The sequence below is a fragment of the Pseudomonas fluorescens genome, from assembly GCF_041354075.1.
Lineage (GTDB): Bacteria > Pseudomonadota > Gammaproteobacteria > Pseudomonadales > Pseudomonadaceae > Aquipseudomonas > Aquipseudomonas fluorescens_CE.
Map to the genome: position 1 here is coordinate 187,428 of NZ_JARZGC010000009.1, position 23,301 is coordinate 210,728.

Annotated in this window: 22 protein-coding genes; 19 read left to right on the plus strand and 3 right to left on the minus strand. The window is 63.0% G+C overall.

Features of this window, described 5'->3' with window-relative positions; all coding sequences use genetic code 11:
* The first annotated feature begins 117 nt into the window (after positions 1–117).
* Genes QIW53_RS14475 through selO form a run of 3 tightly spaced genes read left to right on the plus strand, consistent with a single transcriptional unit; the run spans position 118 to position 6,759 of the window.
* On the plus strand, positions 118–1,860 hold the full coding sequence (locus QIW53_RS14475) for a potassium/proton antiporter (RefSeq protein ID WP_371050286.1): 1,743 nt from the start codon (positions 118–120) through the stop codon (positions 1,858–1,860).
* A 36-nt stretch (positions 1,861–1,896) separates the two neighbouring features.
* Positions 1,897–5,247 (plus strand): mechanosensitive channel MscK, encoded by a 3,351-nt coding sequence (mscK, locus tag QIW53_RS14480; RefSeq protein ID WP_371050287.1) that lies wholly within the window; start codon positions 1,897–1,899, stop codon positions 5,245–5,247.
* A gap of 48 nt (positions 5,248–5,295) precedes the next feature.
* Complete coding sequence (gene selO / locus QIW53_RS14485; protein ID WP_371050288.1) at positions 5,296–6,759, plus strand: protein adenylyltransferase SelO; 1,464 nt, start codon at positions 5,296–5,298, stop codon at positions 6,757–6,759.
* A gap of 4 nt (positions 6,760–6,763) precedes the next feature.
* Here selO and QIW53_RS14490 read toward each other — a convergent pair whose 3' ends face one another.
* Positions 6,764–7,126 (minus strand): type II toxin-antitoxin system PemK/MazF family toxin, encoded by a 363-nt coding sequence (locus tag QIW53_RS14490; RefSeq protein WP_201193796.1) that lies wholly within the window; start codon positions 7,124–7,126, stop codon positions 6,764–6,766.
* Complete coding sequence (locus QIW53_RS14495; RefSeq protein ID WP_201193798.1) at positions 7,126–7,395, minus strand: AbrB/MazE/SpoVT family DNA-binding domain-containing protein; 270 nt, start codon at positions 7,393–7,395, stop codon at positions 7,126–7,128. The genes QIW53_RS14490 and QIW53_RS14495 overlap by 1 nt, the downstream gene beginning before the upstream one ends.
* A gap of 262 nt (positions 7,396–7,657) precedes the next feature.
* Between QIW53_RS14495 and trxC the strand changes: the two genes are divergently transcribed.
* Positions 7,658–8,092, plus strand: a complete 435-nt coding sequence (gene trxC, locus QIW53_RS14500) for a thioredoxin TrxC (protein ID WP_371050289.1) — start codon at positions 7,658–7,660, stop codon at positions 8,090–8,092.
* Between the two features lie 57 nt (positions 8,093–8,149).
* On the opposite strand, the gene QIW53_RS14505 is transcribed toward trxC, so the two are convergent.
* Positions 8,150–8,920, minus strand: a complete 771-nt coding sequence (locus tag QIW53_RS14505; RefSeq protein WP_371050290.1) for a ParA family protein — start codon at positions 8,918–8,920, stop codon at positions 8,150–8,152.
* A gap of 337 nt (positions 8,921–9,257) precedes the next feature.
* Between QIW53_RS14505 and QIW53_RS14510 the strand changes: the two genes are divergently transcribed.
* The 15 genes from QIW53_RS14510 to QIW53_RS14580 are packed head-to-tail and all read left to right on the plus strand — an operon-like array spanning position 9,258 to position 23,230.
* A complete protein-coding gene (locus tag QIW53_RS14510) occupies positions 9,258–9,983 on the plus strand; it encodes a beta-ketoacyl synthase chain length factor (protein ID WP_371050291.1) in 726 nt (241 codons plus the stop codon).
* Positions 9,959–10,768 carry a lysophospholipid acyltransferase family protein gene (locus QIW53_RS14515; protein WP_371050292.1) on the plus strand — a complete coding sequence of 270 codons (810 nt, stop codon included), beginning with the start codon at positions 9,959–9,961 and terminating at the stop codon, positions 10,766–10,768. The genes QIW53_RS14510 and QIW53_RS14515 overlap by 25 nt, the downstream gene beginning before the upstream one ends.
* Entirely contained in the window at positions 10,749–11,009 is a 261-nt protein-coding gene (locus QIW53_RS14520; RefSeq protein ID WP_371050293.1) for a phosphopantetheine-binding protein, read from the plus strand. Before QIW53_RS14515 ends, QIW53_RS14520 begins: the two co-directional genes overlap by 20 nt.
* A 9-nt stretch (positions 11,010–11,018) precedes the next feature.
* Entirely contained in the window at positions 11,019–11,273 is a 255-nt protein-coding gene (locus QIW53_RS14525; protein ID WP_368556674.1) for an acyl carrier protein, read from the plus strand.
* Positions 11,270–11,815 (plus strand): hypothetical protein, encoded by a 546-nt coding sequence (locus QIW53_RS14530; RefSeq protein WP_371050294.1) that lies wholly within the window; start codon positions 11,270–11,272, stop codon positions 11,813–11,815. The genes QIW53_RS14525 and QIW53_RS14530 overlap by 4 nt, the downstream gene beginning before the upstream one ends.
* Positions 11,812–13,494 carry an AMP-binding protein gene (locus QIW53_RS14535; RefSeq protein ID WP_371050295.1) on the plus strand — a complete coding sequence of 561 codons (1,683 nt, stop codon included), beginning with the start codon at positions 11,812–11,814 and terminating at the stop codon, positions 13,492–13,494. The genes QIW53_RS14530 and QIW53_RS14535 overlap by 4 nt, the downstream gene beginning before the upstream one ends.
* A complete protein-coding gene (locus QIW53_RS14540; protein WP_371050296.1) occupies positions 13,487–14,221 on the plus strand; it encodes a glycosyltransferase family 2 protein in 735 nt (244 codons plus the stop codon). The genes QIW53_RS14535 and QIW53_RS14540 overlap by 8 nt, the downstream gene beginning before the upstream one ends.
* Positions 14,218–15,165 (plus strand): LpxL/LpxP family acyltransferase, encoded by a 948-nt coding sequence (locus QIW53_RS14545; RefSeq protein WP_371050297.1) that lies wholly within the window; start codon positions 14,218–14,220, stop codon positions 15,163–15,165. The genes QIW53_RS14540 and QIW53_RS14545 overlap by 4 nt, the downstream gene beginning before the upstream one ends.
* A complete protein-coding gene (locus tag QIW53_RS14550) occupies positions 15,146–16,690 on the plus strand; it encodes an HAL/PAL/TAL family ammonia-lyase (protein WP_371050298.1) in 1,545 nt (514 codons plus the stop codon). The genes QIW53_RS14545 and QIW53_RS14550 overlap by 20 nt, the downstream gene beginning before the upstream one ends.
* Positions 16,683–17,108: an acyl-CoA thioesterase gene (locus tag QIW53_RS14555; RefSeq protein WP_371050299.1), complete on the plus strand. Its 426-nt coding sequence runs from the start codon at positions 16,683–16,685 to the stop codon at positions 17,106–17,108. Before QIW53_RS14550 ends, QIW53_RS14555 begins: the two co-directional genes overlap by 8 nt.
* Complete coding sequence (locus QIW53_RS14560; RefSeq protein WP_371050300.1) at positions 17,105–17,794, plus strand: outer membrane lipoprotein carrier protein LolA; 690 nt, start codon at positions 17,105–17,107, stop codon at positions 17,792–17,794. Before QIW53_RS14555 ends, QIW53_RS14560 begins: the two co-directional genes overlap by 4 nt.
* Positions 17,766–20,117, plus strand: coding sequence for an MMPL family transporter (locus QIW53_RS14565; RefSeq protein WP_371050302.1), 2,352 nt, complete (start codon positions 17,766–17,768; stop codon positions 20,115–20,117). The genes QIW53_RS14560 and QIW53_RS14565 overlap by 29 nt, the downstream gene beginning before the upstream one ends.
* Positions 20,114–21,274: a sodium:proton antiporter gene (locus QIW53_RS14570; protein WP_371050303.1), complete on the plus strand. Its 1,161-nt coding sequence runs from the start codon at positions 20,114–20,116 to the stop codon at positions 21,272–21,274. Before QIW53_RS14565 ends, QIW53_RS14570 begins: the two co-directional genes overlap by 4 nt.
* The gene (locus QIW53_RS14575) at positions 21,261–22,508 is read left to right on the plus strand and encodes an NAD(P)/FAD-dependent oxidoreductase (protein WP_371050304.1); all 1,248 of its coding nucleotides are present in this window, start codon (positions 21,261–21,263) and stop codon (positions 22,506–22,508) included. The genes QIW53_RS14570 and QIW53_RS14575 overlap by 14 nt, the downstream gene beginning before the upstream one ends.
* Entirely contained in the window at positions 22,505–23,230 is a 726-nt protein-coding gene (locus tag QIW53_RS14580) for a class I SAM-dependent methyltransferase (protein ID WP_371050305.1), read from the plus strand. The genes QIW53_RS14575 and QIW53_RS14580 overlap by 4 nt, the downstream gene beginning before the upstream one ends.
* The last annotated feature ends 71 nt before the right edge of the window (positions 23,231–23,301 follow it).

The window sequence follows — 23,301 nt, forward strand, 5'->3', positions numbered from 1 at the left end:
TTTCAGGGCAGGACCAAAGCTTTTTGACAGCACCACATTTCAACAGGTTAGAATCGATGGCACGCAGACTGCATGGTCAGTTCGTGCCCGCCTTTTCAGATTTCTGGAGTACTGCCCTTGAATGCGACCACCATCAACAGCCTGTTCTTGATCGGCGCGTTGCTGGTAGGTGCAAGCATTCTGGTGAGTTCTCTGTCGTCCCGCCTCGGCATCCCGATTCTGGTGATCATCCTGGCCGTGGGCATGGCTGCCGGGGTCGATGGCGGCGGCATCATCTTCGATAACTACCCCACGGCGTATCTGGTCGGCAACCTCGCGCTGGCGGTCATCCTGCTCGACGGCGGTTTGCGCACCCGGGTGTCGAGCTTTCGCGTGGCGTTATGGCCGGCGCTCTCGCTGGCCACGGTCGGGGTACTGATCACCACCGGTCTGACCGGCATGGTGGCGGCGTGGCTGTTCGACCTGAACCTCATCCAGGGCCTGTTGATCGGCGCCATCGTCGGCTCCACGGACGCCGCAGCGGTGTTCTCGCTGCTGGGCGGCAAGGGGCTCAATGAACGGGTGACCGCCAGCCTGGAGATCGAATCCGGCAGCAACGACCCGATGGCGGTGTTCCTCACCGTGACCTTGATCGACATGCTCGCCAGCGGCCAGACCGGCCTGCACTGGGACCTGCTGTTGCACCTGGTGCGCGAATTCGGCATCGGCGGCGTGATCGGGCTCGGCGGCGGCTGGCTGATGTTGCAACTGGTCAACCGCATCAACCTGGCCACCGGCCTGTACCCGATCCTGGTGATCGCCGGCGGGCTGTTGGTGTTCGCCCTGACCAACGCCCTGCACGGCAGTGGCTTCCTCGCCGTCTACCTGTGCGGCCTGGTGATCGGCAACCGTCCGGTGCGCAGCCGCCACGGCATCCTGCACATGCTCGACGGCATGGCGTGGCTGGCGCAGATCGGCATGTTCCTGGTGCTGGGCCTGCTGGTGACGCCGCACGACCTGCTGCCCATTGCCGTGCCCGCACTGGGCCTGGCGCTGTGGATGATTCTTGTGGCTCGCCCGCTGTCGGTGATCGTCGGCCTGCTGCCGTTCAAGGCGTTCCATGGCCGTGAAAAAGCCTTTATTTCCTGGGTCGGCCTGCGGGGGGCGGTGCCGATCATTCTCGCGGTGTTCCCGCTGATGGCGGGGCTGCCCAATGCCCAGCTTTATTTCAACCTTGCCTTCTTTATCGTGCTGGTCTCGCTGCTGGTCCAGGGCACCAGCCTGCCCTGGGTGGCCAAGCTGTTGAAGGTGACCGTCCCACCGGAGCCGGCGCCCATCTCCCGCGCCGCCCTGGAAGTCCACGTCACCAGCGAGTGGGAACTGTTCGTTTACCGCCTCGGCGCCGAGAAATGGTGCATCGGTTCGCCCCTTCGCGAGTTGAAAATGCCCGAAGGCACCCGGATCGCCGCCCTGTTTCGCGGTCAACAATTGCTCCATCCGTCGGGTAGTACGGTGCTGGAAGTCGATGATTTGCTCTGCGTAATCGGCCATGAATACAACCTGCCGGCCCTCGGAAAACTGTTCAGCCAGGCGCCGCAACGGGGCCTGGATCTACGCTTCTTCGGCGACTTCGTACTCGAGGGAGATGCCCAGCTGGCTGCGGTTGCTGCCCTGTACGGGTTGAAGGTCGAAGGCATCGACCCCGACATGTCCCTGGGTCGGTTCATTGCGCAGAAAGTGGGCGGTGCACCCGTGGTCGGCGACCAGGTGGAGTGGAACAACACCCTGTGGACGGTTGCGGTCATGGACGGGAACAAGATCGGCAAAGTGGGCGTCAGATTCCCCGAAGGAAGTCGCCCGGGTCCCGGACTCTTCCTCTAAACTCCACACTTCGCCTTTTGTCTCCGATCGAAATCTATGTCAACCCTGCGCACCTTTTTCATCACGGCCCTGCTGGGCCTGAGTCTGTCCGTCGGAACGTTGCAAGCGGCCGAACCGCCGTCCCGAGAAGCCGTGCAGGCGAGCCTGGACAAGATCGCCGATCGCAAACTGCCAGAAGCCGATCAAAAGGCTTTGCAGACCGTCCTGCAAAACACCCTGACCCAGCTCGGCAACCAGCGTGACTATGAGCAGAAGCTTGCCGATATCAAGCAGCAACTGGCCAACGCCCCCAAACAGACAATTGAGAACCAGCGCGAGCTGACCCGGCTCAAGGCCAGCAGCGTGACGCCAGTGGCGCAGCGCTACACCAAGGAATCCATCGCGCAGCTGGAGCAGATGCTCACCGAGCGCGCGACCCAGCAGAGCGACCTGCAAAAAGCCCTCGCCGACGCGAACAGCCTGGTCATCACCGCCCAGACCCGTCCGGAACGCGCCCAGGCAGAAATTTCCAGCAGCCAGACCCGCATCCAGCAGATCAACAACATCCTCAAGGCCGGTAAAGATGCCGGCAAGGCCTTGAGCAGCGAACAGCGCGACCTGCTGAACGCCGAGCTGGCGGCGCTCAATGCACTGATCCCGCTGCGCCGCCAGGAACTGGCCGGCAACAGCCAGTTGCAGGACCTGGGCAACAGCCAGCACGACTTGCTGACGGAAAAATCCGATCGCCTGGATCAGGAAATCCAGGAGCTGCAAACCCTGATCAACCAGAAGCGTCTCGCCCAGTCCCAGGAGACCGTGACGCAGCAGTCGATCGAAGCGCAAAAATCCGGCAGCAGCGCGCTGCTGGCCACCGAAAGCGCGGCCAACCTGAAGCTCTCCGACTACCTGCTCAAAAGCACCGACCGCCTGAACGTCGTCACCCAGCAGAACCTGCAGACCAAGCAGCAACTGGACAACGTGACCCAGAGCGATTCGGCCCTGGACGAGCAGATCAACGTGCTCAAGGGCAGCCTGCTGCTGTCCAAGATTCTCTACAAACAGAAACAGGGCCTGCCACGCCTGAAGGTCGACCGCGACCTGGCCGACCAGATCGCCGACATTCGCCTGTATCAATTCGAAGTCAGCCAGCAGCGCGAACTGCTCAGCAATCCGACGACCTATGTCGATAACCTGCTGTCGACCCAGCCGCCCGAGCAAGTCACCCCGCAACTGCGCAAAAGTTTGCTGGAACTGGCCAACACCCGCGCCGACCTGCTGGAACGCCTGAACCGCGAACTCAGCGCGGTGCTCAACGAATCCATCACCCTGCAACTCAACCAGAAGCAACTGCTGAGTACCGCGCAAAGCCTGCGCGCGACCCTCGACGAGCAGATGTTCTGGATTCCGAGCAACAAGCCACTGGACCCGGAGTGGATGCGTGGCGTGCCGGAACGCCTGCAACGTCAGATCGCGACCCTGCCGCTGGCCTCGAGCTTCAGCGAGCTGTCCGACGGCCTGACTCAGCGTCCGCTGCTGTTCCTGCCGCTGGTGCTGTTGATCGGCGCCCTGCTGTGGCGACGCAAGGCCCTGTATGCCCGACTGAACAAGGTCCACCAGGACATTGGTCACTTCAAGCGCGACAGCCAGTTGCACACGCCCCAGGCGATCCTGATCAATATTCTGCTGGCGATGCCCGTCGCGTTGGGCCTGGCCCTGTGCGGGCTGGCGCTGCAGTTCGACGCCCGCGGACAAAACGCCAACATGGGTGCCGCGCTGCTGCAAATGGCAATGGCCTGGCTGGTGTTCTACACCGCCTACCGGATCCTCGCGCCGGGCGGTGTGGCCGAACTGCATTTCCGCTGGGAAAAACCCCAGGTCGAGTTCCTGCAAGCCTGGATTCGTCGGCTCGGACTGGTGGTCATGGCCCTGGTGGCCGTGGTGGCGGTCGCGGAACTGCAACCGGCGGCACTGGCCGACGACGTGCTCGGCATGCCAGTGGTGCTGACCTGCTACGCCCTGATGGCCCTGTTGCTCAGCCGCCTGCTGATCAGCAGCCCGACCCACAGGAACACTTCACTGTTCCGCAAGGCCGTGGGCGTGATGTTTACCGCCCTGCCGATCGCGTTGTTCGTGGCGGTGTGCTTCGGCTACTACTACACCGCGCTGAAGCTCAGCGACCGATTGATCAATACCCTGTACCTGCTGATGTTCTGGCTGGTGATCGAAGCCACCTTCGTGCGCGGGCTCAGCGTGGCGGCGCGGCGCCTGGCTTACCAGCGCGCACTGGCCAAACGGCAGGCCGCCAAAGAGGCCGGCGACGGCGAGGCGGTGATCGAAGAACCGACCCTGGACATCGAGAAGGTCAACGAACAGTCCCTGCGCCTGATTCGCCTGGCCTTGCTCGGCGGTTTCATCGCGGCGCTGTACTGGGTCTGGTCGGACCTGATCTCGGTCTTCTCCTACCTGGACAACGTCACCCTCTACGAATACACCAGCGGCACCGGCGCCAACATGAGCATGGTGCCGATCAGCATCGGCGACATGCTCGGCGCGCTGATCATCATCGGCATCACCTTTGCCCTGGCGCGCAACCTTCCGGGCCTGCTGGAAGTCTTTGTGTTGTCCAAGCTGGACCTGGCTCAGGGCAGCGCCTATGCCACGACCACATTGCTGTCTTACGTGATTGCCGGCGTCGGTTTCGTTTCGACCCTGTCGACCCTGGGCGTGAGCTGGGACAAGTTGCAATGGCTGGTGGCGGCGCTGTCCGTCGGACTCGGCTTCGGCATGCAGGAGATCTTCGCCAACTTCATCTCCGGGATCATGATCCTGTTCGAACGCCCGGTGCGCATCGGCGACACCATCACCATCGGCAACCTGTCGGGCACGGTGAGCAAGATCCGCATTCGCGCCACGACCATCACCGACTTCGACCGCAAGGACATCATCGTCCCGAACAAGACGTTCATCACCGGGCAACTGATCAACTGGTCCCTGACCGACACCATCACCCGGGTCACGCTCAAACTCGGCGTCGACTACGGTTCGGACCTGGACCTGGTCAAGGAACTGCTGCTCAAGGCCGCGCGGGAAAACCCGCGAGTGCTCAAGGAGCCGGAACCCCACGTGTACTTCCTGAACTTTGGCGAAAGCACCCTCGACCACGAGCTGCGCATGCACGTGCGCGACCTCGGCGACCGCAACCCGGTGCTCGACGAGGTCAACCGTTTCATCAACCGCGAATTCAAGAAGCAGCACATCAACATCTCGTTCCGGCAGATGGAGGTTTATCTGAAGAACCTGCACGGCCAGGAATACAAAATGGTGCCCATCGAGCCGGAGAACAAAACCATCGTGCCGCTCGCCGATGGCAAACCGATGCAAGAGCCGCCGCCCGCCAAACTCGACTAACCGCGCTATCCCTAGCAGAATGCTCGGACATTCTGCTGGAGATGGCCGGTGAAAGCCCTCGACGAACTGACCTTCGATAACCGCTTCGATCGCCTGGGCGATGCTTTTTCCGCCCATGTACTCCCTGAGCCGATCGACAACCCACGCCTGGTGGTATCGAGCCCGGCCGCCATGGCGCTGCTCGATCTTGACCCGGCCGTGGCTGAAACTCAGGAGTTCGCCGAGTTGTTCAGTGGCCACAAGCTCTGGGCCGACGCCGTGCCCAGGGCGATGGTCTACTCAGGTCACCAGTTCGGCTCCTACAACCCTCAACTGGGCGATGGACGCGGCCTGTTGCTGGGCGAGGTCTACAACCAGGCGGGCGAGCACTGGGACCTGCACCTCAAGGGCGCTGGCCAGACGCCCTTCTCGCGCATGGGCGACGGGCGGGCCGTGCTGCGCTCGTCGATCCGCGAGTTTCTCGCTTCCGAAGCCCTGCATGCGCTGAACATCCCGACCACCCGGGCGTTGTGCGTGATCGGCTCCGACACCCCGGTGTGGCGCGAGAAACAGGAACGCGCGGCCATGGTCCTGCGCCTGGCCCCCAGCCATGTGCGCTTCGGCCACTTCGAATACTTCTATTACACCAAACGCCCGGAACAGCAGAAAATACTCGGCGAGCACGTGCTGGCGATGCACTTTCCCGAATGCCGCGAGCAGCCGGAACCGTATCTGGCGATGTTCCGCGAAATCGTCGAGCGCAATGCCGAGCTGATCGCCAAGTGGCAGGCCTACGGTTTCTGCCACGGCGTGATGAACACCGACAACATGTCGATCCTGGGCATCACCTTCGATTTCGGCCCCTTCGCCTTCCTCGACGATTTCGATGCCAATTTCATCTGCAACCACTCCGACGACCAGGGCCGCTACTCGTTCAGCAACCAGGTGCCGATCGGCCAGTGGAATCTCAGCGCTCTGGCCCAGGCCCTGACCCCCTTCATCAGCGTCGAAGCGCTGCGCGAAACCCTGGGCCTGTACCTGCCGTTGTTCCAGGCCCACTACCTGGACCTGATGCGCCGCCGCCTCGGATTCACCACGGCCGAGGACGATGACCAGCCACTGCTGGAACAACTGCTGCAACTGATGCAGAACAGCGGCGTCGACTACAGCCTGTTCTTCCGCCGTCTCGGCGAAGAAGCCCCGCACGCGGCGGTGGCCCGTTTGCGCGATGACTTTGTCGACATCAGGGGGTTCGATGCCTGGGCCGAACGTTACGTTGCAAGGGTCGGGCGTGACGGCGAGCAGGATCAGAAGGCACGCCAGCAACGGATGCACGCGGTCAATCCGCTGTACATCCTGCGCAACTACCTGGCGCAGAAAGCCATCGATGCGGCTGAACGTGGCGATTATTCAGAAGTGCGCCAACTGCACAAGGTGCTGAGCAATCCGTTCGAAGAGCAAGCGGGCATGGAAAGTTATGCCGAACGGCCACCGGAGTGGGGCAAGCATCTGGAGATCAGTTGTTCGTCGTGAGCCTTCAATCCAACGGATCGATTGCACTGATCACTCGCGCGACGATGTCCGCAACCGTGACATCATCCAGGCGCTCGATGAACTTGGCCGAGCCATTGAGAACGCGCTCCTGGATGTCAAAGCTGCGCACCTGATTGCAGACCGCGACACCGTTCGTTTCGTGCCCCGAGACACTGACTGCCAGGCCCACGTTTCGACTGAAATTGCCGCCGCTGGTGACCGGTACAGTCATGCTGACGCCCAGCGCGTTGATTTCTCTCGGCGTGATCACCACAAAACGGTGTCGGTTCATCATCTCGCGGCCCGCGACAGGATTCGGATCAATCCAGTACACATCCCCTCGCTGCGGAGCACTGCGACGGACCATCAAATCAGCTCCCGGCCAACGCGATCACCTTCTCGCGCAGCTGCAGTCTGTGCGTTCAGCTCAGACATTTCTTCAGCGCCCTCCAATAATTGCGCAAGGCTGTAACGCTTCGGACGCTCTGGCTTGACCGGGCGCGCAATCAATTCACCGTCAACCACATTGAGCTCCAGTTGCGCGCCCACTTCCAGTTGCAAAAGCTTGAGCAATGTAGGCGCGATCGTAATCACTGCTGCACCTCCCTGGCGGCGTATCTTGGATGTCACGGACATGGGATAACTCCTATCCGGCAATAACAGGGCATCGATCTCTCGATAAGTGCAACAAAAGTAGCACGCGGTAGATAACAAAGCGAAGCCCTCTGAGCATCGAACGGTGTTGGAGTTGCTTCAAGCCTAGCCACTGACCACCGCCACGCGCCGGGAAAAATTTGAGCGATTGCAACATCCTCCATCTGCGGTGGCGACGCACTTGATAAAGCCGTATTCGGACTCCAGATCATCCGTGTAATTAGCCAACCCCAAGAGCTCGATCATGACCGACCCACTCCTCATCCCCTGCCCTCACTGCAACGGCCTCAACCGCATCCCCGCCGAGCGTCTGGGCGACCAGCCGAAATGCGGTCGCTGCAAGGGCGAAGTCCTGCTGAACAAGCCTTTCGAGCTGACACAGGGCGATTACGCCAGCCAGATCAAGGGCGACCTGCCGTTGCTGGTGGACGTTTGGGCGGACTGGTGCGGGCCGTGCAAGTCGTTCGCGCCAGTATTCGAGCAAGCGGCGGCGCAATTGGCGGGAAAATGCAGGCTGGCCAAGCTGGACAGCGAAGCGAACCCGCAATTGTCTGCACAACTGGGGATCCGCTCGATTCCGAGCCTGATCCTGTTCAGGAACGGCCGGGAGGTGGCGCGCCAGAGCGGAGCGTTTCCACTGCCGCAGTTGATGAGCTGGTTGCGCAGTCAGGGCCTCTGAAATCACGCCATTGAGTGTGGAAGCGAGCCTGCTCGCTCCCACAGGGGCAGGTAAACGTCAGGCGCTTTCCAGCAGGTTGTGCAGGTCACGGAACTGCTGGGTCAATTTGTGCCGTGGATCCAGGTGGATCAGCGGCGTGCTGGCTTCGTGGGATTCGCGCATGCGCACCGAGGAGCCCAGGTACACCGGCAACACCGGCAGGCCTTCGGCAATCAACTCGTCGAGCATTTGCTGGGGCAGGCTGGCGCGGGCCTGGAACTGGTTGACCACGATGCCTTCAACCTCCAGCCCTTCATTGTGGTCTTCCTTCAATTCTTCGATTTCCGACAGCAGGCCATACAGCGCCTGGCGTGAGAAGCTGTCGCAATCGAAGGGAATCAGCACACGATCAGCGGCGATCAATGCAGAGACTGCGTAAAAATTCAGCGCCGGCGGTGTATCGAGGTAGATACGGTCGTATTCGCCGTCCAGATCCTCAAGCAGTTTGCGCAGCTTGTTGATCTTGTGCTTGGCCTCGAGTTTTGGCTGCAAGTCGGCCAGCTCGGCGGTCGCCGTGATGACATGGAGGTTGTCGAAGGGTGTTTCGTAGATGTCGACCCGGTTTTTCTTCGAGAAGGGCCCCGAAGACAGTGTCTGCTTGAAAAACTCGGCGATCCCCATGGGGATTTCTTCACCTGTGAGCCCGGTGAGGTACTGGGTCGAATTGGCCTGGGCATCGAGGTCCACCAGCAGGGTGCGATACCCTTCGCTGGCACTGACTGCCGCCAGGTTGCAGGCAATGCTGGATTTGCCCACGCCGCCTTTCTGATTGAACACCACGCGCCGCATGTCAAAACCTCCGTGTATCTAAAGAATGACCGAGTGTAGTAGTCCCCGGCGTCGCTTTGCTACCTCCCTGTCGGAAGGACTACACCGTCCTGTACTAACCCTGACTGTAAAAGCCGAAATCTCACTCTGAAAACGCCTTTGGAGCCGACAGAAACCGACGGCTCATCATGGATAATCGCCGAACGACAGCCGCTCACCCGCCGGATCGTTGTGCAAAATGTAACCAGCATTTGCTAGGTGCACGCCGCACCGGGATAATGCGCGCCACTCGGCGCTCGGCGTCAAACCGCTGTCTTTCGACTTGCCGTGTCAAGAAAGCCCGCAGGGGCGGGATGAAATGCCTGTGATCAATTTCAACATCGTCCAATGGCGCGCCTGGGCTCCCGGGCTGGAAAGCGCCGAAGACTGGCAAGCCTGGAGCCGACAACCGGTCGCGCCGCAAAGGAGCGATGCCGCCCCTGATGTCTCGTTTCTACCGGCCATGCAACGGCGGCGGCTCAGTCGTCTGGCGCGGATGGCGTTCAGCGTCGGCTGGCCGTTGGCCGAGGGTCGAACCGATTTACCGTTGGTCTTTGTTTCCCGTCACGGCGAAACCCCGCGCACCTTCGACATTCTCAGCGACCTCGCGGCCGGGCAGCCGCTGTCGCCCACTCAGTTCAGCCTCTCGGTGCATAACGCAGTCATCGGCCTATGGTCGATCATGCGCGGCGAAACGAGCGAAATGACGGCCCTGGCCGCCGCCGGCGACGGGCTGGAGCACGGCATGCTGGAGGCGGCCGCGCTGCTCGCCGAAGGCGCGCCTGCGGTGCTGCTGGTGGTCACCGAGGAGCAACCTCCCGAGGCCTACTCGAACTGCATCGACGATGTGCCCTTTCCCTACGCGGTCGGCTTGTTGCTGACATCCGGCAACGACTGGCAGCTGTCCCTGAACAGCACCCCTGATACGCTGTCCAAAGCCCAGTGGCCGCATGCCCTGAATCTCCTGCCTGCCCTGCTCGGCCAGCACACCACCTGCCAACATGCCTGGAAAAATCGTGTATGGACCTGGCAACGCAATCCGTGACCGAGAAAAACCGCGACGCCTATTACTGGCGCTGGCTGGCCACTGCTGCGAGCTTCGCCCTTTTCGGGCTTGCCGGGCTGTGCCTGCGCCTGGTGATATTGCCGCTATTGAGCTGCCTGCCAGGGAGCGCCGAGACCCACCGTCTGCGTGCGCGACGAACCGTCAGTCGCTGTTTCTGGCTGTTCATCCGGATCATGGCCCGTAGTGGCGTGTTGACCTACGACATTCAAGGCGCGGACAAACTGGGTCGTCCTGGCCAGATGATCATCGCCAATCACCCCTCGCTGATCGACGTGGTGTTCCTGATCGGCCTGGTGCGCCATGCCAACTGCGTGGTCAAGAGCAGCCTCTGGGAAAACCCGTTCACCCGCGGCCCGCTGCGGCGCACCCAATACATCAGCAACGACGGCAGCATGGACATGCTCGACGCCGCCGCCGATGCGCTGAAAAGCGGCCAGACCCTGATCATCTTCCCCGAAGGCACCCGCACCGAGCCGGGCAAAGCGCCTTCCTTTCATCGGGGGGCCGCGTCGATCGCCCTGCGGGGTGCGAAAATCCTCACCCCGGTGGTCATCAAGGTCAACCCGACCACCCTGACCAAGGCCGACCCCTGGTACCGGATTCCCAAAAGACGCGTGCACTTCAGTTTTCAGGTAGGCGCCGATATAGACCCACAGGCCTTCTCCGCGCAAGGCCCGGCACCTCAAGCCTCGCGCAAGCTCAACGATTACCTGCATCACTACTTTACTCAGGAGCTCGCCGAAGATGAGCGATCTACACCGTGAAATCAAAGAACTGATCATCGATGCCCTGGGCCTTGAAGACATCAGTGTCCAGGACATCGGCGACAACCAGACGCTGTTCGGCGAAGGCCTCGGCCTGGATTCCGTCGACGCCCTGGAACTGGGCCTGGCGATCCAGAAAAAATACGGCATCAAGATCGACGCCGACGCCAAGGACACCCGTAACCACTTCAGCAACGTGGCGAGCCTTGCGGCGTTCGTCACTGCAAAACAGGCAGCTTGAGACCGGACCATGCAAACTCGTGAAGACATTTTCAACACCCTGCGCGATGCCTTGGTCGAACTCTTCGAACTGGACCGTGAACGCGTAAGCCTTGACTCCAACCTGTATCAGGACCTGGAAATCGACAGCATCGACGCGGTCGACCTGATCGACCACATCAAGCGTCAGACCGGCAAGAAAATCGCCGCCGAAGAGTTCAAGTCGGTGCGCACCGTCAACGATGTGGTCGAGGCGGTCTATCGACTGGTTCAACCGGCCGCATGAGGCGACTGATCGGCCTCGGCCTGCTGCTGGCGGGCCTGCTGTATCCCTTCGCGGTGTATTTCGGCATGGAGCACTTCGCACCCTGGCAATTCGGCCTGCTGCTGGGCAGCCTGTGGCTGGCGCGGGCACTGACCGGTGTCCGCAAGCCAGGCAGCCTGTGGATGGCCGCTGTCGCCATCCTGTTCTGCCTGCTGCTCGCGCTGTTCGACAGCCCCGCCATGCTGCGCTGGTATCCGGTGCTGATCAGTGGCTTCATGCTGGTGCTGTTTGGCGTGAGCCTGAAATACGGTCCGCCGATGATCGAGCGCCTGGCCCGGTTGCGCGAACCCCGTTTGCCCGCCAGGGCGATTCGCTATACGCGCCAGGTCACCGTCGCCTGGTGTGTGTTTTTTCTCTGCAATGGATTGTGTGCCGCGGCCCTGACCCTCTGGGCGCCGCTGAGTTGGTGGATGTTGTACACCGGCCTGATCTCCTACGGGTTGATCGGCCTGATGTTTGCCATTGAATGGCTCATACGACAACGGGTAAGAGGCCGCCCATGAACTGGATGAAACTTGAGCGGCTGTTGCTCGAGGCGCAACCGCAACGTCGCGTGACGGCCGGGCCGGCGCTGGATCACGCACAATTATGCGAACAGGCCCTGAGCCTGGCGGCTGGCTTGCAGGCGCACGGAGTGCGACGCATGGCGGTGCACCTTGAAGACGCCGCCGACCTGGCGATTGCGGTGCTGGGCGCCTGGCGTGCCGGGGTCAGCGTGCTGCTGCCGGCTGACCTGCAACCGCAGACCCGCCAGCGCTGGTCGAACGAAGTCGACCTGTGGCTGACCGATCAGGCCGGTGACGCTCACCTGGCTGACTATCGCCAGGTGCCCGCCACGCCCGTCAGCCTCGACCTGGATCGCTGCACGCTGAGCCTGTGCACGTCCGGCTCCAGCGGAGAACCCAAGCGCATCGATAAAACCCTGCGCCAACTGGCCAACGAAGTCGAGGCGCTGGAACAGCTTTGGGGCGCCGACCTGGGCGAAGCCTGGATCATCGGCAGCGTCGCCACCCAGCATATCTACGGCCTGCTGTTTCGGGTGCTGTGGCCGCTGTGCGCCGGTCGGCCGTTCGTGCGCAAGCAACTGGCCTTCCCTGAGGATCTGCAGCGTGCCAGCCGCGAGCACCCGGCGTTCGCCTGGGTCGCCAGCCCGGCGTTGCTCAAGCGCATGGGCGACAACCTCGACTGGCCGGCCTTGAGCGCGGTTCGCCGGGTGTTTTCTTCCGGTGGCGCCTTGCCGGCCGCCGCGGCGCAGGGCCTGCAGCAGCGCCTGCAACAATGGCCGACGGAAATCCTGGGCAGCTCGGAAACCGGCGGCATTGCCTGGCGCCAGGGCGACCCGCTCTGGCAGGTGTTTGCCGGTGTCGAATTGAGCCAGGACCAGCATGGTGCGCTGCTCATCGCATCGCCGTACCTGCCGCCGGGCCATGTCGAGCACACGGCGGATGCGGCGCGAATCGACGCCGACGGGCGTTTCGAGCTGCTGGGACGGCTGGACCGGATCGTCAAACTGGAAGAAAAACGTATTTCGCTGCCCATGCTGGAACAGGCGCTGACGGACCATCAATGGGTCGCCGAAGCGCGCCTGGGCGTGGTCCGGGAGAACCGCGCTTCATTGGGTGCGCTGCTGGTCCTCAGCGAGCCGGGCCTGCATGCATTGCGCAACCAGGGCCGACGCGCCCTCACCCAGGCATTGCGCCAGCACCTGACCCAGCATTGCGAAACCCTCGCCCTGCCGCGCCGCTGGCGCCTGCTGCGGCAACTGCCGCTGAACCCGCAGGGCAAGCTGCCCCAGGCGGAAGTGGAAGCGTTGCTGGTGGCGCCGCGGCCAAAAACTCCGGAAATTCTCGAACAGGTCGAAACCGACGGCGAATGGAGCCTTCAACTGGCGATTCCGCCGGACCTTGCCTATTTCAGTGGCCACTTTCCCCAGGCCCCGGTTCTGCCCGGCGTGGTGCAGGTGGAGTGGGCCCTGCAATTGGGCCAGCAACTGATGGACCTGCCCGAGAAATTCGCCGGCATGGAAGTGCTGAAGTTCCAGCAACTGGTGCGCCCGGGCGATGAGGTCCAACTGCACCTGCGTTTCGATCCGGTTCGCGCCAAGGTGTATTTCGCCTATCGCAACGAGACGGCCACCTGCTCCAGTGGGCGGATTCTGCTGGAGGCTTTGGGTGATGCATAACCCTTGCGCCGTGATCCCCGTCTACAACCATGAAACGGCCATCACCACCGTCGTCGAGGCACTGATCGCCTGCGGCCTGCCGTGCATTCTGGTCGACGACGCCAGCGACAAGCCCTGCGCGGTGGTACTGGACCAACTGGCCCAGCGTGAAAAGGTCTACCTGGTTCGCCTCGCTGCCAATCAGGGCAAGGGTGGCGCCGTCATGACCGGTTTGCGCGAAGCCTCGCGCCTGGGGTTCAGCCACGCCTTGCAGGTGGATGCCGACGGCCAGCACGACCTGCAGGACGTCACGACCTTCATCGCCCAATCCCGGGCCCATCCCCTGGCACTGATCTGCGGCTACCCGCAATACGACGCCAGCGTGCCGAAAGGTCGCCTGTACGCACGCTACCTGACCCACGTCATGGTCTGGATCAACACGCTGTCCCTGCAGATCCGCGATTCCATGTGCGGTTTTCGCGTCTATCCATTGCCGCCGGTGCTGGCGCTGATCGACTCGACGCGGATCGGCAAGCGCATGGACTTCGACTCGGACGTTCTGGTGCGCCTGGCCTGGCGCAACCAGCCGATGCAGTGGCTGCCGACCAAGGTGCATTACCCGCTGGACGGCGTGTCGCACTTTCGCCTGTTTCACGACAATGTACTGATTTCGGGCATGCACACCCGGCTGTTCTTCGGCATGTTGCTTCGCGCTCCGGTGATCCTCTGGCGGCGGTGGAGAGCATGAGCGCTGACCTCGACAAGCAACACTGGGCCGATCGCCAGGAGCGCGGCAGTTTCTGGCTGATGAAGCTCACCGCCTTCGCGGCCAGGGTGCTCGGACGCCGGCTGCTCAGTCCTCTGCTGTATGGGATCGTCCTGTACTTTTTCCTGTTCGGCCGCACGGCCCGGCACAGTGCCTGGCAATACCAGCAACGTCTCGCCGACTGGAGTGGCCGCCACGAATTGCGCCCCAGCCACTGGCGGGTGTTCGGCCAGTTCATGGCCTTCGCCGATTCGATGCTCGACAAACTCGATGTCTGGAACGGCAAGCTGAGCATCGAGCAGATCGAAATCATCGACCCGGCGTTATTGCGCAACCAGTTGCGCGGGAGCCGTGGACAACTGCTGGTGGGCGCCCACTTGGGCAACCTCGAAGTCTGCCGGGCACTGGCGGAGATCGGTGAAAAGGTCACGATGAACGTGCTGGTGCACACCAAGCACGCCGAGCAGTTCAACCGCCTGCTGGGTGAAGCCGGCGCGACCAATCTGCGCTTGATTCAGGTCAGCGAGCTCGACCCGGTGATCATGTTGCAACTGCATGAGCGCCTGGAGCGTGGCGAATGGCTGGCCATTGCCGGTGATCGCGTGCCCTTGCACGGCGGGCGCAGCCTGACCGTGGACTTCCTCGGCCATCCGGCCCGGTTCCCGCAAGGGCCCTGGCTGCTGGCCGGGCTGCTGAAATGCCCGGTCAACCTGCTGCTGTGCCTGAAGAAGCCCGATGGCGACTATCGACTGACCCTCGAACCGTTCGCCGACGCGATCGCCTGGAAACGCAGCGACCGCGAACAGGTCATTCATCAGTGGGCGACCCGCTACGCCGAACGCCTGGGCCACTATTGCCTTGAAGCGCCTCAACAATGGTTCAACTTTTACCCTTTCTGGAAGACCGATGACGACGCCCACGCTTGAACCGGTAACCTTCGGCGAACGCCCCTTGCGCATCGAAGACGTGCGCGCCCTGGCCAGCCGCCAGGTGCCGACGCAATTGCAGGACGACCCCGCCTATCGCGAGCGCATCGCCAAGGGCGCACGCTTTCTCGACTCGCTGCTGGACAAGGAAGGCGTGATCTACGGCGTGACCACCGGCTACGGCGATTCCTGCGTGGTTGCGGTGCCGCTGCATCACGTCGAAGCCTTGCCGCGTCATCTGTATACCTTCCACGGCTGCGGCCTGGGCAAGCTGCTCGACCCCCAAGCCACCCGTGCGGTGCTCGCGGCACGCTTGCAGTCGCTGTGCCACGGCGTGTCCGGGGTGCGCATCGAGCTGCTGGAGCGCCTGCAGGCATTCCTCGAACACGACATCCTGCCGCTGATCCCCGAGGAAGGCTCGGTGGGTGCCAGCGGCGACCTGACGCCGCTGTCGTACGTGGCCGCGACCCTGTCCGGCGAGCGCGAAGTGATGTATCGCGGCGAACGTCGCCAGGCCGCCGATGTGCACCGCGAACTCGGCTGGCAACCGCTGGTACTGCGCCCCAAGGAGGCACTGGCGCTGATGAACGGCACCGCTGTCATGACCGGCCTCGCCTGCCTGGCATTCGCCCGCGCCGATTACCTGCTGCAACTGGCCACGCGCATCACCGCGCTGAACGTCGTTGCGTTGCAGGGCAACCCGGAGCACTTCGACGAGCGCCTGTTTGCCACCAAACCCCATCCGGGGCAGATGCAAGTGGCCGCGTGGCTGCGCCAGGACCTGGCCATCGACGCCCCCACTGCGCCCCTGCATCGTCTGCAAGACCGTTATTCCCTGCGCTGCGCACCCCATGTCCTCGGCGTGCTGGCCGATAGCCTGAACTGGCTGCGTGCGTTCATCGAAACCGAGTTGAACAGCGCCAACGACAACCCGATCATCGACGCCGAAGCCGAACGCGTGCTGCACGGCGGCCATTTCTATGGCGGGCACATCGCGTTCGCCATGGACAGCCTGAAAAACCTGGTGGCCAACGTCGCCGACCTGCTCGACCGGCAACTCGCGCTGCTGGTGGATGAGCGCTACAACCATGGTTTGCCGAGCAACCTGTCCGGCGCCACAGCCGATCGCGCCATGCTCAACCACGGCTTCAAGGCCGTGCAGATCGGCACCAGCGCCTGGACCGCCGAAGCACTGAAAAACACCATGCCGGCCAGCGTGTTCTCACGTTCCACCGAATGCCACAACCAGGACAAGGTGAGCATGGGCACCATCGCCGCCCGCGACGCGATCCGGGTGCTGGAGCTGACCGAACAGGTCGCCGCCGCCACGCTGCTGGCGGCCAATCAGGGCGTGTGGCTGCGCAGCCAGGCCGAGGATGCACGGCCATTGCCGCCGGCGCTGGCCGCCATGCACGAGGCATTGGCCAGGGACTTCGCACCGGTCACCGAGGACCGCGCGCTGGAAGGCGAATTGCGCCTGTGCCTGCAACGGATCGCCGAACAACACTGGAGGCTGCATGCGTAGCCAGGGCGTTCTTCACACCGATACGGAAATCCTCGTGCCGTTCTTCGACGTCGACAGCATGAACGTCGTCTGGCACGGCCATTACGTGAAGTACCTGGAAGTCGCCCGCTGTGCGCTGCTGGACAGGATCGGTCACAACTACAATGCGATGGTCGAGTCCGGTTATGCCTGGCCGGTGATCGACTTGCAGTTGCGCTACGTGCGTGCCGCCGTGTTCGGGCAGACGCTCAACGTGCGGGCCAGCCTGGTGGAGTGGGAGAACCGCCTGAAGATCCATTACCTGATCAGCGATGTGCAGACCGGGGAGCGCCTGACCCGCGCCAGCTCGGTGCAGGTGGCGGTCGACATCAGCAGCCGCGAAATGCAGTTGGCCTCGCCGATGGTCTTCACTGACGCCGTAGAAAGGGCCCTGCCATGATTTCCCCTGTAGGAGCGAGCTTGCTCGCGAAGGTCGTGAACGATTACACCAGGCTTCTGACACTGCGCCGCGCGCTCAGGTTTTTCGCGAGCAAGCTCGCTCCTGCAGTGTGCTGTGTGTTACTGACCATTCCAGGCCTTGCCCACGCCTTCGACCTGCAACAGCTCAGCGATCAACTGGCCAAGCCCGACGTCATTCACGGCCATTTCATCCAGGAAAAACATCTGCGTGCGTTGCCCCAGCCACTGACCAGCCAGGGCACATTCGTCCTGGCGAAAAACCACGGATTGCTGTGGCTGCTCAAAACCCCGCTGCAACAGGACTACCGCATCACCGCCAAAGGCATCGCCCGACGCGATGCCGGCGGATGGCAAATGCTGCCTGGCAAGAGCGCCGGCGCCGAGCAGAACCGTCTGTTCCTGGCCGTGCTGCAGGGCGACAGCAGCGGGCTGCAACGGGACTTCGAACTGACTCTGAGCGGCGATGCGCAAAACTGGACCCTGGCCTTGATCCCACGCTCGCTGTTGCTCAAGCAGGTTTTCAACCAGATCAACATCAGCGGTGGCGCCTTGGTGCACAGCATCGAACTGCTGGAAACCCAAGGCGACCGCACGCTGATGCGCATGCAGGACAGCACCAGCACTTCACCCTTGAGCGATGCGGAGCAACAAGACTTTGCCGAGTGAACGCCTGATGCCACGCCTGTTTGTGCTCCTGCTGCTGGCAGTGCTCGCGCTCGCCGGCTGGCAATGGCGTAACGGCGCCCCGCTGTCGGCCAACCTCATGGAACTGGTCCCGGGCACTGCGCCGGATGCGCTGGAGCTGCGCGCCGAACAACGCATGCAGGAACCGCTGAACCGCGAAATGCTGGTGCTGGTCGGCCACCAGGATCGCCAGCAGGCCGTCGCCATGGCCCGACAACTGGGCGAGCAATGGCAGGCCAGCGGCCTGTTCGAAAAGGTCCAGTGGACCCTGCAGGCCGATTTGCCAGCCCTGCGCACGCAATTGTTGCAAGGCCGACTGGCGATGCTCTCGCCACAGGATCGCCAGCAACTGATCGAACACCCCGAGGCCTTTATCCAACAACGGGTGCAGGCACTGTTTGATCCCTTCACCGGCTTCAGTCTGGTGCCAAGCCAGGATGACTGGCTGGGCTTGACCACGCGGATCCAGAACAGCCAGCCACAGCACGGGGCGGTGCAACTGGACATCGGCAGCGGCGCACTGGTCGCCGATGCCGACGGCAAGAGCTGGGTGTTGCTGCGGGCCCGCACCACCGGCAATGCCTTCGACATGAACCTGCCACTGCAGGTAGCCGACCTGCTCAAGCACAGCCGCGAACAAGCCGCACGCTCCGACGTGCAGTTGCTCGCCGCCAGCGGCCTGCTCTACGCCGCGAATGGTCAGCAACAGGCCAGCCGCGAGATCACCTGGGTGGGCGGCGGTGCTACCCTCGGCATTCTGCTGCTGTTGCTGTTGGCCTTCCGCCGCTGGCGGGTGCTGCTGGCCTTCGTCCCGGTGCTGGTGGGCATGCTGTTCGGTGCGGTGGCTTGCGTGGCGCTGTTCGGCCGCATGCATGTGATGACCCTGGTGCTCGGATCGAGCCTGATCGGGGTCGCGGTCGATTACCCGCTGCACTATCTGTCCAAGAGCTGGAGCCTGAAACCCTGGCACAGCTGGCCCGCCTTGCGCCTGACCCTGCCCGGCCTGACGCTGAGCCTGGTCACCAGTTGCATCGGCTACCTGGCCCTGGCCTGGACGCCGTTCCCGGCGCTGACCCAGATCGCCGTGTTCTCCGCCGCCGGCCTGCTGGGCGCCTATCTGTCGGCCGTGTGCCTGTTGCCTGCACTGCTCAAGGGTGCGGACCTGCGCCCGGCGCACTGGCCGTTGCGGGTGTCCGAGTTCCTGCTGGACCGGCGCGAGGCGCTGCTCGCCATCGTGCGCACGCCCGTGCTGCTGGCGTTGCTGGTCGCCTTCTGTGTCGGCGGCCTGCTGCAACTGGAGAGCAAAAACGATATCCGCCAGTGGATCGGCGCGCCGCAGCAATTGACCGATGAAGCCCAGACCATTGCGCGCATCACCGGCTATCAACCCACCAGCCAGTTTTTCCTGGTACGGGCGGCCAATCAGTCGCAATTGCTGGAGCGCCAGACGGCACTGAGCGAACGCCTGGAACAGTTGGTGAACCTGGACAAGCTCAACGGCTATCTGTCGCTCAACCAGTTGGTCAGCCCGCCCGCCGAACAACAGCGCACGCGTGAAGCGCTGGGCAGGCTGCCGCAGTTCTGGCAGCCGCTGCTGGCCGTCGGCGTGCCGCTTGCGGCATTGAAAGCCGAACTGGCGACCCTGCAGGCGCTGCCCACCGAAGACATCGACAATGCGCTGAGCGGGCCGTTGGCCGAACCCTATCGCCCACTGTGGCTGGGTTCGACCGATGACGGCGTGGCGGCGATGGTCAGCCTGCAGGGGCTGAACGACTCTGCACTGCTGCGGCTTCAGGTGCAGGATTTGCCGGGCGTGGAACTGGTGGATCGACTGGGCGACTTGAACAAGGTCTTTGCCCAGACACAGATCAGCGCCGCTGAACTGAAACTCGCCTCCTGCGTATTGATCGTGCTGGTGCTGATGCTGCCGTTCGGCCTCGGTGGCGCGCTGCGCATCGTCGCCCTGCCGCTGCTGGCGGCCGTGTGCAGCCTGGCCAGCCTGGGGTGGCTCGGCCAGCCGCTGACCCTGTTCAGCCTGTTCGGCCTGTTGCTGGTGACGGCGATCAGCGTCGATTACGCCATTCTCATGCGCGAGCAGGTCGGCGGTGCCGCCGTGAGTCTGCTGGGCACCTTGCTGGCGGCACTGACCACCTGGCTGTCGTTCGGCCTGCTGGCGGTGTCCAGCACCCCGGCGGTGAGCAACTTCGGACTGTCGGTGACCCTCGGCCTGGCCTTCAGCTTCCTGCTCGCGCCATGGGCCGGGCGCCAGGTGCACGCGGCGACAGCGGTGGAGTCGGTCACATGATGGTCGCACTGTTCTGGGCCATGGCCCTGGCGTTGTTCGCCATGGCCACGCGGGTGGGGCGGCACTTCGGGCTGATCCCCATCGTCAGCCAGTTGCTGCTCGCCACCCTCGGTCTGCCGGTGCTGATGTTCTTCTGGATCGAACCGCAATGGCAATTGAACGGGGCAACGCTGGTGGCGCCGCTCTGGCTGAAAAACCTCTACAGCCTGAGTTTCGCCTTGTTGCTGGGCTTCATCCTCAGCGACGTGATCGACCTGAAACCCGATCGCCAGAGCCTGAAAATCGCCCTGCCGAGCTTCTGCGTGCCGTTTGCCTGCGGGCTCGCGACCGCCGTCTGGCTACTGCCGCCACAGCCGTGGATCAGCTCCCTGGCGGTTGGCCTGCTGTTCGCCATCACCGCGATTCCGGTGCTGTACCTGTATCTGCGGCACATCGGTTATCCGACTGCGGCCACCCGGCGACTGGTGCAGACCGCGATCCTGATCGACCTCACCTGCTGGACGGTCTTCGCCATTGCCCAGGGCAGCCTGAGCCTGAGCAGCCTGCTGTTGCCGCTGGCCTGTGCCGGCGTACCCTTGTTGCTGCGGGTGCTCGCGGGGCGGCGGCCGCGGTTGTACAGCATCTGCTTCTTTGCCTTGCTGGTAGTGGCCGAGCACTACAGGCTCAACGCATTGATCGTCGGTATCGGCTATCTGCTGTGCATGGCCGCACTGAACGTGCCGCTGGTACTGCCGCTGCCAACGCGCTGGATCACCGGCTTGCAGACCTGGGTCGCGATTCCGTTGATCCTCACATTCGGCATCGTCCAGATCAACGTCCACAGCGCCATGGACGACCTCGGCTGGCTGCAACTGAGCGCGCTGTTGCTGCTGCCGGTGGCCAGCAAACTGCTGGGCAACTGGCTCGGCCTGGGCTGGGCCGGCGCTTCGTTCGCTGGCGCCAGCCGCTGGCGCGAAAGTGTGCTGCTCAATATTCGCGGCTTGAGCGAGATCGTCTTTCTCAACCTGCTGTTGCAACAGCAACTCATCAGCCCGCCGCTGTACTTTGCGCTGATGCTGATGGGCCTGATCGCGACCCTGATGCCGGCCCTGATCGGCCTGCATCGAACCCCTCTGGAAGCCGCCACGCCGCAAAGGAATTCCCATGCCAATCGCTGAAATGGAACGTCGTCAGGTCGTGATCATCGGGGCCGGCCCTTCGGGTGCCATCGCCGCCGCCCTGCTCAAGCGCAAAGGGCATGACGTGCTGGTGATCGAACGCCAGCACTTCCCACGGTTTTCCATCGGCGAAAGCCTGTTGTCCCATTGCCTGGACTTCGTCGAGGAAGCCGGCATGCTCGATGCGGTCAACGCCGCCGGGTTCCAGCTGAAAACCGGCGCGGCGTTCGCCTGGGGCGAGCAGTACACCAGCTTCGACTTTGGCGACACCTTCAGCCAGGGCAAACCGACGACCTTCCAGGTCCTGCGGGCGGATTTCGACAAGCTGCTGGCGGACCAGGCCGCGCTGCAAGGTGTGGACATCCGCTACGGCGAAACCATCGTCAGTGTCGATAATGCCAGGGTGAAACCAGAGCTCGGCGTACAACGCGAAGACGGCAGCGAGTACCGCATCGAAGCCGATTTCATGCTCGATGCCAGCGGCTACGGCCGCGTCCTGCCGCGCTTGCTCGACCTTGAGGCACCGTCGAACTTCCCGGTGCGCCAGGCGGTGTTCACCCACATCGAAGACCATATCGACCAGCCGGGTTTCGACCGCACGAAAATCCTCATCACCACTCATCCGACCCAGCGCGATGTCTGGTTCTGGACCATCCCGTTCAGTAATGGCCGCTGCTCGCTGGGCGTGGTGGCGGCAGCGGAGCATTTTCAGGGGTGCAGCGAGAACCTGGACGACTGCCTGCGCGGTTTCGTTGCCCAGACCCCCAGCCTCAGCCGCGTGCTGGGCAATGCCGTGTGGGACACCCCGGCTCGCGCCATCGGCGGCTATTCGGCCAACGTCAAGACCCTGCATGGTCCGGGCTTTGCCTTGCTGGGCAACGCGGCGGAATTTCTCGACCCGGTGTTCTCCTCCGGCGTGACCATCGCCATGCGCTCGGCGAGCATGGCCGCCGAGGTTCTGCACCGCCAATTGCAAGGGGAGGCTGTCGACTGGCAGCGCGATTTCGCCGAACCGCTCAAGCGCGGTGTCGATACGTTCCGGTGTTACGTCGAAGGCTGGTATGCCGGCACGTTCCAGGATGTGATTTATCATCCGGACAGCTCGCCGGATATCCGCCGCATGATCAGCTCGATTCTCGCCGGCTACGCCTGGGATGAGCGCAACCCCTTTGTCGCCGAACCCAAACGGCGACTGCGAATGCTGTCAGAACTCTGTGCAAGAGATGCAAGATGAATTACTTGAGCGACCACTACGTCGAGGAGACTCGCTTCGGTCTCTGGTTCCTGCGCAGCCATACCTGGCAGCATCATGTGTTGCGGGTGGCGATCAATGATCTGCGCAGCCTGTTCAGCGAACCCTTGCCGGACCGTCCCGTGCTGCTCGATGCCGGTTGCGGCCAGGGCAAGTCCTTTCAGCACCTGCGCCAGACCTTTGCCCCACAGCGCCTGCTCGGTGTCGATGCCGACCCGCACAGCCTCGAGCAGAGCCACGCTGAAGCCATGCGCCAGGGCATCGACGTCGAGCTGCTGGGCGGTGACTGCGCCACCCTGCCCGTACCGGATGCCAGCGTCGACCTGTTGTTCTGTCACCAGACATTCCATCATCTGGTGGAGCAGGAAAAGGCCATGGCCGAGTTCTACCGGGTGCTCAAGCCGGGTGGCTACCTGCTGTTCGCTGAATCCACCGAGGCTTACATCGATACCTGGGTCATCCGCTGGTTGTTCCGCCACCCCATGCACGTGCAGAAAAGCGCCGCCCAGTACCTCGACATGATTCGCCACCAGGGCTTTGAATTCGAGCCGCACAACGTGTCTTATCCGTATTTGTGGTGGAGCCGTTCGAAGGATTTCGGCCTGCTCGAACGCCTGGGCCTGCGCCAGCCGAAACCTTTTGGCCAGCGGGAAGAAACCCTGGTCAACGTGGTGGCGCGCAAGCCGTTTGAAAGGGTTATCTGATGCTCAACCGTCCCGCCTCTGCAGGAGCGAGCTTGCTCGCGATGGTCGTCAACGATAACGCTGGCGTTCTG